The 12,406-nt window shown below is 48.3% G+C and carries 12 protein-coding genes; all 12 read right to left on the bottom strand.

Annotated features, from left to right (window positions below):
* Window positions 1–9: 9 nt before the first annotated feature.
* On the bottom strand, window positions 10–783 hold the full coding sequence (gene trpC, locus A1sIIA65_RS02840; protein ID WP_095676082.1) for an indole-3-glycerol phosphate synthase TrpC: 774 nt from the start codon (window positions 781–783) through the stop codon (window positions 10–12).
* Entirely contained in the window at window positions 780–935 is a 156-nt protein-coding gene (locus tag A1sIIA65_RS07000) for a hypothetical protein (RefSeq protein ID WP_190277140.1), read from the bottom strand. Before A1sIIA65_RS07000 ends, trpC begins: the two co-directional genes overlap by 4 nt.
* Before the next feature lie 2 nt (window positions 936–937).
* Window positions 938–2,422: an anthranilate synthase component I gene (locus A1sIIA65_RS02835; protein WP_095676081.1), complete on the bottom strand. Its 1,485-nt coding sequence runs from the start codon at window positions 2,420–2,422 to the stop codon at window positions 938–940.
* Window positions 2,419–2,763: a phosphoribosyl-AMP cyclohydrolase gene (gene hisI, locus A1sIIA65_RS02830; RefSeq protein ID WP_095676080.1), complete on the bottom strand. Its 345-nt coding sequence runs from the start codon at window positions 2,761–2,763 to the stop codon at window positions 2,419–2,421. Before hisI ends, A1sIIA65_RS02835 begins: the two co-directional genes overlap by 4 nt.
* A 14-nt stretch (window positions 2,764–2,777) precedes the next feature.
* Window positions 2,778–3,551, bottom strand: coding sequence for an imidazole glycerol phosphate synthase subunit HisF (gene hisF / locus A1sIIA65_RS02825; RefSeq protein ID WP_095676079.1), 774 nt, complete (start codon window positions 3,549–3,551; stop codon window positions 2,778–2,780).
* Window positions 3,548–4,273 (bottom strand): bifunctional 1-(5-phosphoribosyl)-5-((5-phosphoribosylamino)methylideneamino)imidazole-4-carboxamide isomerase/phosphoribosylanthranilate isomerase PriA, encoded by a 726-nt coding sequence (gene priA, locus A1sIIA65_RS02820; protein WP_095676078.1) that lies wholly within the window; start codon window positions 4,271–4,273, stop codon window positions 3,548–3,550. The genes hisF and priA overlap by 4 nt, the downstream gene beginning before the upstream one ends.
* Window positions 4,270–4,863 carry an imidazole glycerol phosphate synthase subunit HisH gene (hisH, locus tag A1sIIA65_RS02815; protein WP_095676077.1) on the bottom strand — a complete coding sequence of 198 codons (594 nt, stop codon included), beginning with the start codon at window positions 4,861–4,863 and terminating at the stop codon, window positions 4,270–4,272. The genes priA and hisH overlap by 4 nt, the downstream gene beginning before the upstream one ends.
* A 5-nt stretch (window positions 4,864–4,868) precedes the next feature.
* Window positions 4,869–5,456 (bottom strand): imidazoleglycerol-phosphate dehydratase HisB, encoded by a 588-nt coding sequence (gene hisB / locus A1sIIA65_RS02810; protein ID WP_095676076.1) that lies wholly within the window; start codon window positions 5,454–5,456, stop codon window positions 4,869–4,871.
* A complete protein-coding gene (locus tag A1sIIA65_RS02805; RefSeq protein WP_095676075.1) occupies window positions 5,453–6,541 on the bottom strand; it encodes a histidinol-phosphate transaminase in 1,089 nt (362 codons plus the stop codon). The genes hisB and A1sIIA65_RS02805 overlap by 4 nt, the downstream gene beginning before the upstream one ends.
* Window positions 6,538–7,845, bottom strand: a complete 1,308-nt coding sequence (gene hisD, locus A1sIIA65_RS02800; RefSeq protein WP_095676074.1) for a histidinol dehydrogenase — start codon at window positions 7,843–7,845, stop codon at window positions 6,538–6,540. Before hisD ends, A1sIIA65_RS02805 begins: the two co-directional genes overlap by 4 nt.
* A gap of 64 nt (window positions 7,846–7,909) precedes the next feature.
* Complete coding sequence (dnaE, locus tag A1sIIA65_RS02795) at window positions 7,910–11,443, bottom strand: DNA polymerase III subunit alpha (protein WP_095676073.1); 3,534 nt, start codon at window positions 11,441–11,443, stop codon at window positions 7,910–7,912.
* Between the two features lie 19 nt (window positions 11,444–11,462).
* Window positions 11,463–12,401, bottom strand: a complete 939-nt coding sequence (locus A1sIIA65_RS02790; protein WP_095676072.1) for an RluA family pseudouridine synthase — start codon at window positions 12,399–12,401, stop codon at window positions 11,463–11,465.
* Between the last annotated feature and the right edge of the window lie 5 nt (window positions 12,402–12,406).

Below are 12,406 nucleotides of genomic sequence, written 5' to 3'. Positions count from 1 at the left end.
GGTGAAAGACTACCTGCGACCTATGAGTTCCTGCATGGCAGAAATAGGGTCACCAGATTTCACAAGAGATTCTCCGACCAAGATTGCTGTGGCTCCAGCCTTCTGAGCGAATTCCACATCTGAGCGAGTGGCAATTCCTGACTCAGCGACCCGAATCACATCCGATGGAATGCGAGGAATGAGGTCTGCAAAAGCTGCGCTATCAACATCGAGAGTTTTTAGGTTTCGAGAGTTAACTCCAATGATGCGCGGTTCAATATCCATTGCACCTTCAAGTTCTTGCGCTGTGTGGACTTCGATAAGGGATGCCATCCCAAGTTCAGTTGCAAGATCGTAGAAATCTCTCAGCTGACTCTTTGAAAGTGCTGCAACAATAAGCAAAACTATATCTGCGCCATGTGCGCGAGCTTCTAAGAATTGATATTCATCCACCATAAAATCTTTGCGAAGAACTGGAATAGAAACTCTCTTGCGCACCGCATCAAGATCTTCAAGAGAACCACCGAAGCGACGACGCTCAGTTAATACACTGACCGCAGCAGCTCCTGCCTCTTGATATTGCTCGGCCAAAGCTGCTGGATCTGTGATGGAAGCAAGTACGCCTTTGCTTGGTGAGGAGCGCTTAACTTCTGCAATCACATTCATCTCATCTCGCGACAAGAATTCATGTGCATCAAGTGCTGGAGCTGTCTGCTCCATACGTTTGTGAATCTGCACCAAGGGCAGTCGCCTAGCTGCTAAATCTTCGCGAACACCTTCGATGATGGAATCTAAAACGCTCATGACTGATCTTCTGTCGGATCGATTCCCTTATCCATGGAATTCCATTGAGTTAATTTACGTGGCGCTCTGTCATAGCGAGGCGAGAGGCGGATTCGACGACTGATGGCAATTGCTAAGACAGCAACGATGATGAGTGAAATGCCGACCTTCATTACTAGCGCCGCTTCAATTCATTTGCGGCAGTGATAGCACCAAGTACTGCAGCTGCCTTATTGAGAGTCTCATCATTTTCAGATGTTGGATCAGAATCAGCAACGACACCAGCGCCGGCTTGAACATGGGCGATGCCTTTATGCAGAAGTGCTGTGCGAATTGCGATGCAGGTATCAATATTTCCTGTGAAGTCGAAGTATCCGATTGCGCCACCATAGAGACCACGCCTTGTCGGTTCCAGAGTTTCGATAATTTCCATCGCACGTGGTTTTGGAGCACCGGAAAGTGTTCCTGCTGGAAAGACTGAGAAGAGGGCATCAATCGGAGTTGAGTTCTTTCCAAGCTTTCCAATAACGGTTGAGACAATATGCATCACGTGGGAGTAGCGCTCAATGTGCATAAAGTCGATGACTTCAACGCTGCCCGGTGCACATACGCGACCTAAATCATTGCGACCAAGATCTACCAACATCAAATGCTCTGCACGCTCTTTCGGATCGGCAAGGAGTTCTTCACCTAGTCGAATATCTTCTTCGATAGATGCTGAACGACGGCGGGTACCGGCAATCGGATGCACCATCACATCAGTGCCCGTTACCTTCACAAGAGCCTCAGGGCTTGAGCCCACAACTTCGATTCCATCTTCAAATCTGAAGAGATACATATATGGACTTGGATTATTCAGTCGCAGCATGCGATAGACATCGAGGGCATCTGCAGAACATGGCATAGAAAAACGTTGCGAAAGCACAATCTGGAAAGCCTCACCCGCTCGTATCTCTTCCTTCGCAATCTCAATCTTTGACTTGAATTCTTCCTCAGTCATATTGCGATCAAATTGTGGAGATTTCTTTGCTGGGATCTGCGATACATCTCCAGCTAATGGAACGAGAAGCTCAGCCTGCATGCGATCAAGGCGAGAGACTGCATCTGCATAGGACTCATCGATGCGCTCATCTGAGCCATCCCAGTTGATGGCGTTGGCAATCAAGGTGATAGTTCCCTCGCTGTGATCCATCACTGCTAAATCACTTGTCAATATGAAAGCTATTTCAGGTAGATCAATATCTTTTGTGGCGAGGTTTGAAATCTTTTCTAATCTGCGCACAGAGTCATAACCCATATAGCCAACGAGCCCACCTGTCAGAGTAGGAAGACCTTCAATCTTCGGAGACTTCAAATGTGCGACAGTCTTACGCAGCGCCTCAAGCGGATTCATTCCTTGAGGAACACCAGCAGGAGGTTTACCAAGCCACACAGCAACGCCATCTTTCTCAGTCAGCGTTGTTTGGCTATGTGCACCAATAAATGAATAACGCGACCAGACTCCCCCATGCTCAGCGGATTCAAGCAGGAATGTGCCAGGTAGGTTCTTTGCTAACTTCTTATAGATATTTAGTGGGGTTTCGCCATCACCCAAAAGTTTGCGATAGACAGGGATAACGTTGTTGCTCTTGGCATACTCGCGAAATTCTTCAAGCTTCATCGCGTCATCTCAATATTTCTATGAAAACAGGAGTGATCGCCTGTGTGACAGGCAGCGCCAGTCTGTTCAACTTTAAACAAAAGTGCATCGCCATCACAGTCGAGTGAGATTGAGTGCACTAACTGAGTGTTGCCCGATGTTGCACCCTTCTCCCAAAGTTCATTGCGAGAGCGCGACCAATATGTGGCTCGTCCTGTAGCAAGAGTTGCAGCCATTGACTGCGAGTTCACATAGGCAAGCATCAAGACTTCACCTGAGTGAACATCCTGGGCGATAGCCGGAATCAGAGCTGTCGGATCTTTAAGAAGCGCAGATATCTCTGGGCTAAGGGCGTCGCTCATGTGCTTATTCTGCCTTAGACCGTATGCGCATTGCGCACCGAATAATTGTGACCAGAGAGGTACTTCTTCACATCACCAATACGATGAATTCCAAAGTGAAAGACGCTCGCGGCCAAGAGCGCATCGGCTCCAGCATCTAGAGCTGATGCGAAATCCTCCAGTGTTCCAGCCCCACCACTAGCAATAAGTGGAACCTTAGAGACAGCACGAACAGCAGTAATCATTCCAATGTCATAACCTGCACGTGTTCCATCTGCATCCATAGAGTTGAGCAGAATCTCACCCACGCCCAGTGCACATGCCTTTTCAACCCATGCCAATGCATCAACACCTACAGATTCGCGCCCACCGTGAGTTGTTACTTCAAATCCAGAGTCAGTACGAGCGCGACGTGCATCAACAGAGAGCACTAATACTTGTGAACCAAATCGATCTGCAATCTCTGCAATCAGTTCTGGGCGGGCAAGGGCCGCGGTGTTGATAGAGACTTTATCTGCTCCTGCTCGCAGCAATCGGTCAACATCTTCAACTGTTCGGATTCCCCCGCCAACAGTGAGAGGAATAAATACTTGCTCTGCAGTCTTTCGAACAACATCTAACGTTGTCTCACGTCCTGCAACACTTGCTGAGATATCAAGAAATGTGAGTTCATCTGCACCTTCTCTGCCATAGAGAGCTGCCATCTCAACAGGATCTCCTGCATCAACGAGAGCTGTGAAGTTAACGCCTTTGACTACTCGACCATCGGTGACGTCAAGGCAGGGAATGATGCGGATAGAAAGACTCATCGTCGTGTGAGCTCCAGTGCCTCTTGCAAAGTGAATGCGCCCGCATAAAGTGCTTTACCCACGATTGCACCTTCAACGCCTGAGTTATTCAATGCGACAAGTGCTGCAATATCTTCCAGCGATGAAATACCGCCGGATGCAACAACAGGCTTGCGTGTGACAGCACAAACTTCTTTAAGCAATTCAATGTTGGGACCCTTGAGCGTTCCATCCTTTGTCACATCGGTAACGACATAGCGAGCACAGCCATCGCGCTCAAGACGTTCTATGGTTTCAAAGAGATCGCCACCCTCCTTCGTCCAACCACGAGCTGCAAGTACATGGCCTCTCACATCAAGTCCCACTGCAATGCGATTACCAAATTCAGCAATGACCTTTGCAGTCCATTCTGGATCTTCAAGGGCTGCGGTTCCAAGATTGACTCTCTCACATCCTGTTGCAAGTGCCCTTCGCAAAGATTCATCGTCACGAATTCCACCCGATAGCTCAACCTTGATATCGAGTCTGCCCACTACTTCAGCAAGGAGTGCGCTATTTTCCCCACGACCAAATGCTGCATCAAGATCGACAAGGTGTAACCACTCAGCTCCCGCTGCTTGAAATTCAAGGGCTACTTCAAGTGGATTGCCATAGGCGGTCTCAGCATCGAGTTCACCCTGCACAAGCCTGACAGCGCGTCCATCTTTGACATCAACAGCTGGTAATAGCTCTAGATAACTCATAGCCCATCCACCCAATTCTTAATCAGATGCAGACCCGCATCTCCTGATTTTTCTGGGTGAAATTGCGTTGCGGCAATAACTCCATCTTCAACTGCTGCAAGAAAATCTTCACCATGGTGAGCCATTGTTGCAACTGCACCCACCTTCTTCTTCACAGCGTATGAGTGCACAAAGTAGAAGGACTCATTTTCAACGCCTTTAAAGAGCGAGCTCCCGCTTCCAACAGAAACTGTATTCCACCCCATATGAGGAAGGATCGGTGCTTCAAGTTTTTCTACCGTTGCATCCCAGACTCCAACTCCATCATGGTTTCCATGCTCAACGCCATGCGAAAAGAGAATCTGCATTCCCACACAGATGCCCAGAGTGGGGCGCTTTAAAGCAATTCTTTCGAGAACAAGTTGATCACCACGAACTCCAGCAAGTCCTTGCATGCATGCTGCAAATGCTCCAACACCTGGAACAACTAATCCATCGGCGTTGAGTGCGATGTCGTAGTCAGATGTAAGAACTACCTCTTTGCCAGAAGTTTCAAAGGCACGCTGTGCTGAACGAAGGTTGCCAGATCCGTAATCAAGAATTGCAATCACGAACGTTAGAGAGAGCCCTTTGTTGAAGGAATCCCTGCAACACGAGAATCAAGTGCCACAGCATCGCGAAGTGCGCGAGCAACTGCTTTGAATTGAGCTTCGAATACGTGGTGAGCATTGCGGCCTTCAAGAACGCGAATATGCAGTGCGATGCGCGCCTCAGCAACGATTGATTCCCAAATGTGTTTTCCAAGAGTTGTATCAAAAGTTCCAATAAGTTCAACAATCTCTGGTTGACGATGCACAAGATATGGGCGGCCTGAAAGATCGACAGCTGCCTGAACAAGAACCTCATCCAGTGGAACCATGGCATCACCAAAACGACGAATGCCTGCTTTGTCCCCTAGCGCTTCGCGGAGTGCTTGGCCAAATGCCAGAGATGTATCTTCCACAGTGTGGTGTGAATCAACATCAACATCACCTGTTGTCTTGACTGTCAGATTAAAACCAGAGTGCTTTCCTAATTGGCTCAGCATGTGATCGAAAAATGGAACTCCTGTGTCGACCGAGATCTCACCGGTTCCATCAAGGTTGAGTTCTACAAGAACGCTTGACTCTTTAGTAGTGCGTTCGACTCGTGATGTTCTGCTCATTTTTCTCCCAGGCATACCGATAGCGTTGAAATAAACTTTGTATTTTCGGCTTCATTGCCAATGGTGACTCTTAAGTAGCCCAATAATCCCACATCTCTGATGAGAACACCTCTATCGAGCATCGCCTGCCAGAGCTGGGCCGATGGCATATCAAAGCCTGTGAAGAGCAGGAAGTTAGAAGCACTTGGAATGACTGTAAGACCCATCTCGCTCAGTTGGGCTGCAACGCGATCACGATCTACACGCAGTTGAGCCACTGTCCCCAAAAGCTCGCCCTTAAAGTCCAGTGCAACTTCAGCTGCTGCTTGAGTCAGCGCGCTCAGGTGATACGGCAAGCGAACTAAGAACATTGCATCAATAACTGCTGGATCTGCAATCAGATATCCAAGGCGCACTCCAGCAAAGGCAAAGGCCTTACTCATTGTGCGAATGACAACAACATGTGGGTACTTCTCAATCAAAGTAACAGCAGAGATTTCATCGGAGAACTCTGCATATGCCTCATCAACAATCAGAAGCCCTGAAGTTGATTTCGCAATCTTCTCAATCTCTTCAATCGTGACAGCAGATCCCGTTGGATTATTCGGCGTTGTAATAAATGTCAGTGTTGGCTTATCGCGCTGAATCTGCTCAATCGCTGAGTCAATATCAAGTGTGAAATCTTCACGGCGATTGCCATTGAGCCACTGCACCTGAGTGACCTTTGCAATCAATGGGTGCATCGAATAAGAAGGTGTGAATCCCAGCGCTGCTCCCCCACCAAAGGCCATAAAGAGAGATTGAATAATTTCATTGCTTCCATTGGCAGCCCACACATTGCTAGATGTGAATCTAGTTTTTGATAACCCATTAATGAAGTCAGCAAGTTTGGTGCGCAATACAACCGCATCGCGATCTGGGTAACGATTAAGGGTCAGTGCAACATCTGAGATGCGATCTGCAATTGCCTTGGCTAACGCAGCAGATGGTGGATAAGGATTCTCATTGGTATTCATGACAGCTTCTGCTGGAAGCTGAGGCGCTCCATAGGGTGAGAGCTCTTGAAGATTCTGGCGCAATGGCAACCAGGATGGCCATTGGTTCATAGATTTTCCAATCGCGCAGTCATCGCTTCACCGTGTGCGGGGAGATCTTCAGAGTTTGCAAGAGTCACGACAGTCTCGAGAATGTCGGTGAACGCCTTCTTGTCATACTCAATAAAGTGAAGACCGCGTAAGAAAGTTTGAACAGATAAACCACTGCTGTGGCATGCACAACCGCCTGTTGGGAGAACGTGGTTGGAACCGGCAGAGTAATCACCAAGTGAAACTGGTGAGAAGCGTCCGATAAATACTGCTCCAGCATTGCGGACCTGCTGGGCATCGCGGGATGCGCTACGAGTCTGAATCTCTAAGTGCTCTGCCGCATATGCGTTCACAACATCGAGTCCTTGTTCGATGGAATCAACGAGTGCGATAGCAGATTGAATTCCAGTAAGAGCAGAACGAATACGCTCGGAGTGTTTAGTTACAGCAACTCGCTTCTCAAGTTCTGCTTCCACTTCCTTAGCCAATTGAGTCGATGTAGTAACTAATACAGCTGCTGCAATCACATCGTGTTCTGCTTGGCTTATAAGATCTGCTGCAACATCGGCAGCTAGTGCACTCTCATCAGCAAGGATGGCAATCTCAGTCGGACCTGCCTCTGAATCAATTCCAATAACGCCACGAAGTGCTCGCTTGGCTGCTGCAACATAGATATTGCCTGGACCTGTCACAAGATCACACTTTTGTGCAACACCCTTCATTCCATAACCAAAGAGAGCAATCGCCTGCGCTCCCCCCACTGCATAAACCTCAGTAATACCAAGAAGAGCGCACGTTGCAAGAATTGTTGGGTGAGGAAGTCCGCCGAATTCTTTCTGTGGAGGAGATGCAACAGCGATGCTCTGCACCTTCGCAATCTGAGCCGGAATGACATTCATTAACACGCTACTTGGATAGACGGCGCGACCACCTGGGACATAGAGCCCCACGCGATCAACAGGAATCCATTTCTCAGTAACAACTCCACCATCGACAACAGTGGTGCGAGTCTCGGTACGCACTTGATCGTTGTGAACTCTGCGAATTCTCTCGGCGGATACTTCAAGTGCCTTGCGAATTGCAGGATCGAGCTGGGCAAGTGCTGAATCAAGGGCTGACTGTGGAACTCGAATTGATGGTGGTGTAACTCCATCAAACTCTTGAGCAAGTGCAATCAGATCTGCCTCAGCACCGTTTTGAACACGTCGCAGAATCGGTTCGATAAGAGTCATCGCCTGCGCCACATCAAGTTTGGCGCGTGGAAGCTCGCCTTGATAACCAGCTTTATCAAGAGTCTTTCCACGGAGGTCAACGGTTCGAATCACAGGGTGATTCTACTTTGCGCAGGCGATGTGATGAGACCTGATTTTTCCCAGCAATACTGGTGAGTTAGATGCGAACCAAACAGTCTGGGCCAAGTATCGCCTTGAGATCTGCGCTCAAACTTGGCGAAGATGTGACGAGTGCATCAATTTTCATCGTTGTCGACTTCTGCTGATCAATGACTTGAAGATGCACTTCACGCTTTCCAGGATGTGAACGCAAGATTTCCTTGATGCGATCGACAATAGGTGGAGTTACTTGTGCAGCCGGAAGTGAGATCAAAAGCGGTCCCATCGGAGCTGCTGAGATATCTGGCATCTTCATTTCAAGTGCAGTAAATCGCACTTGTTCATCTGTGCGAGAGAAGCGTCCGCGAACAACAACAACGCGATCTTCAGTAAGAGAGAGCGCATATTGGTTATAGGTATTGGAGAAGAAGAGAACTTCGATAGCTCCTTCAAGATCTTCAACGTTAACAACAGCCCATGAAGCGCCCTGCCGTGAGACTTTGCGCTGGATACCTGTAATCAATCCACCGATGGTGACCATGCCATCTTGTGGTCCATCTTCCAGAAGTTGGCTAATAGTCATATCTGTATGTGATCGCAACACATGTTCCACGCCAAGAAGTGGATGATCTGAAACATAGAGACCTAACATCTCGCGCTCAAAGGTAAGAAGTGTTGACTTATCCCATTCAGTTGCCGGAATCTCAATATCAAGACTTGCCACTTGCGAAATTGAATCTCCACCAAAGAGATCAAACTGACCAATTGCTTCAGCGCGCTTAGTCTCAATCACTGAATCAATTGCCTCCAGGTGTATTGCCATCAGCCCCTTACGTGGATGCTCAAGTGAATCAAATGCACCGGCCTTAATCAGGGATTCAATAGTCTTCTTATTGCAGACGTTGGCATCAACTTTGGCAAGGAAATCACCAAATGATGTAAAGGCACCTTTGCTGGCGCGTGATGCTTTCACTGAAGCAACAACACCCTCGCCCACATTACGAATCGCAGCAAGGCCAAAGCGAATATCTACTCCACGTGGTGTGTATTCAGCATCAGATTCATTGACATCAGGTGGCAGGACTTTGATTCCCATACGGCGACACTCAGAGAGATAGAGCGCGGATTTATCTTTATCATCGCGCACACTTGTTAATAGCGCAGCCATATATTCAGTGGGGTAATTTGCTTTCAGGTATGCAGTCCAGAAGGAGACAACGCCATAGCCGGCGCTGTGTGCGCGGTTAAATGCGTAATCAGAGAAGGGAATCAAAACTTCCCAGAGACGTTTGATGGCGCTGACTGAGAAGCCATTCTCTTTCATGCCAGCTTCAAAGGGGATGTATTCCTTATCAAGAATCTCTTTATTCTTCTTACCCATAGCCTTACGAAGTAAATCTGCGCGACCGAGAGTAAAGCCCGCAACTTTCTGGGCAATAGCCATTACCTGCTCTTGATAGACAATGAGTCCATATGTACTACCAAGAATTTCTTGTAGCGGCTCTGATAGCTCAGGGTGAATTGGCTCAACGGGTTTGCGACCATTCTTACGATCTGCATAGTTATTATGTGAATTCTCACCCATAGGTCCCGGGCGATAGAGAGCAATCACAGCTGAGATATCTGCAAAAGAGTCAGGTGACATGCTGCGCAGAAGTGCGCGCATCGGTCCACCGTCGAGCTGAAAGACTCCGAGTGTGTCACCGCGAGAGAGAAGTTCGAATGTCTTTTGATCACTGAGTGGCAAATCTTCAAGGACTACATCAATATCTTTATTCGCCTTGATATTAAGCAGTGCATCATCGAGAACAGAGAGGTTGCGAAGCCCTAGGAAGTCCATCTTGAGCAACCCTGTTGCTTCACATGCGCCCATATCAAATTGCGTGATGATGGCGCCATCTGCTTCACGGCGATGGATGGGAATCACATCAAGAAGTGGCTCACGAGAGAGAATGACACCAGCAGCATGCACTCCCCATTGACGCTTGAGGCCTTCAAGGCCCTTAGCTAAATCAACAACGCGCTTGGAGTCAGGATCAGTTTCGTAGAGTTGGCGGAATTCGCCTGCTTCACCATGGCGTGTATCCCCAGAGTCAAAGATTCCAGACAAAGTGATGTCTTTACCCATGACAGATGGTGGAAGGGCTTTCGTTAACTTCTCACCAATAGCGTATGGAAAACCAAGAACGCGCGTTGCATCTTTCAGAGATTGCTTAGATTTAATCGTTCCGTAGGTAATGATCTGTGCAACACGGTCCTCACCATATTTCTCTGTCGCATAACGAATCATTTCTGAGCGGCGACGTTCATCGAAGTCGAGGTCGATATCAGGCATTGAAATACGTTCTGGATTAAGGAATCGCTCAAACAAGAGTCCATGCTCAATCGGATCAAGTCCTGTAATTCCTAATGAATATGCAACAAGAGATCCTGCTGCTGATCCTCGACCTGGACCAACGCGAATTCCCACCTTCTTTGCATGTCCCACAAGGTCTGCCACAACAAGGAAGTAACCAGGAAAGCCCATCTTGACCATGACATCGAGTTCATATTGCAAACGCGTGCGATATTCCTCAGTTGCTCTATCGCCCATCTTCTCAAGGAGTCCGCGCACCGATTCTTTACGTAGCCAAGAATCTTCGGTCTCCCCTTCAGGAACTCCAAATGCTGGAAGCAAGTTCTCATTTTCGCGAAGTGTGACGTTACAACGTTCAGCAATCAGCAGCGTGTTATCGCATGATTCAGGGATATCTTTAAAGAGCTCGCGCATCTGCGCAGGGGTCTTGAGATAGAACTCATCATTATCGAATTTAAAGCGCTTGGGATCTGCCAAAGTGGAACCTGATTGCACGCAGAGCAGGGCAGCGTGAGCTGCAGCATCTTCATATCGCGTGTAGTGAAGATCGTTAGTTGCAAGCAATGGAAGCTTGAGTTCTTTAGCCAACTTGAGGAGATCATCCTTAACGCGAGTTTCGATATCAATCTGGTGATCCATCAGCTCTAGGAAGAAGTTATCGGCACCGAATATGTCTCGGTAATCACTTGCTGCTCGCATGGCCTCTTTGTAATTGCCCATGCGAAGGCGAGTTTGAATCTCACCGCCAGGACATCCTGTTGTTGCAATCAATCCATCAGCATGGCGCGAGATGAGCTCGCGATCCATACGTGGCTTGTAGTAATAACCTTCAAGGGATGCAAGGGAAGATAATTTGTAGAGATTGGCAAGGCCGACATTATTCTCAGCCAAAATCGTCATGTGGGTATATGCACCGCCACCAGAGACATCATCTTCTCCGCCATCAGCCCACTGCACACGCTTCTTATCAAAACGTGATTCAGGTGCTACATAGGCTTCGATTCCGATGATGGGTTTAACGCCTGCTTTTGTCGCCTGCTTATAGAAATCAAATGCTCCGAAAACATTTCCGTGATCTGTCATCGCAATCGCCGGCATTTCTTGGCGAGCTACTTCATTTACCAGATCTCCAACGCGCGCGGCACCATCGAGCATCGAGTACTCGGTATGCACATGAAGATGTACAAAAGAGTCTTGCGTCGATGCCCGTGAAGCTGAAAAATCTTCAGATGACATGGTGGCGCAACATTAGCGCCTAAGGCAGAACTGCATCCGATAGCAACGCCAGAGATGCCTGGAGGTCGGCTGGGTATGGCGCTGTGAGCACAAGAGGATTTCCATTAATGGGATGGTTGAAACGAAGTTCAAGAGCATGAAGCCAAGGTCGAGACATCTTCATCTTCTTACCAAGTACAGGATCTGCTCCATATGTCGTATCCCCCACCAGCGGATGGCCGAGTGCTGAGAAGTGCACGCGAATCTGATGTGTGCGCCCAGTCTCTAGTTCAACCTTTACAAGGGAGACAGAGCGGTAATACTCGATGACTTCATAATGAGTAATGCTCTCTTTGCCTGTTGCCACAACTGCAAAGCGATGATCTTCCTTCGGATGGCGATCAATCGGTGCATCAATCGTTCCTGTCGAAGGATCCATATGTCCCTGAACAAGTGCGTGATAAGTCTTCTCCACATCATGTGCACGAAACATCTCTTTCAATTTCAAATATGAGTTTTCCGTCTTAGCAATGATCATCAAGCCAGAAGTTCCTGCATCGAGGCGATGAACTACTCCAGCGCGCTCAGCAGGTCCTGATGTGGAGATTGTGTAACCGGCTGCCATGAGAGCGCCAACAACGGTGGGTCCCATCCATCCTGGACTTGGGTGCGCTGCGCACCCCACAGGCTTATCAATAACCACAATGTCATCATCGTTATAGACAACAGTGAGTCCCTCAAGTGGAGTCAGTGGAATCGGATCTTGATTCACAGGAGCTGGCATCAATACTTCAATGAGTTGGCCTGCTGCAACGCGATCTGACTTCTGCATGGCGCGATTATCTGTAGTGATATCACCATCTTCGAGAAGTTTGACGATAGATGTACGAGACAGACCCAGAACGCGCGTCAAAGCGCTATCAATGCGCTCACCTGCAACGCCTTCAGGGACAGTTAACTGTCTGAGTTCTCGTGTCATATGTA

The sequence above is a fragment of the Candidatus Planktophila dulcis genome, assembly GCF_002288225.1.
Taxonomy (GTDB): Bacteria; Actinomycetota; Actinomycetes; order Nanopelagicales; family Nanopelagicaceae; genus Planktophila; species Planktophila dulcis.
This window is presented reverse-complemented; position numbering and strand designations above follow the sequence as displayed.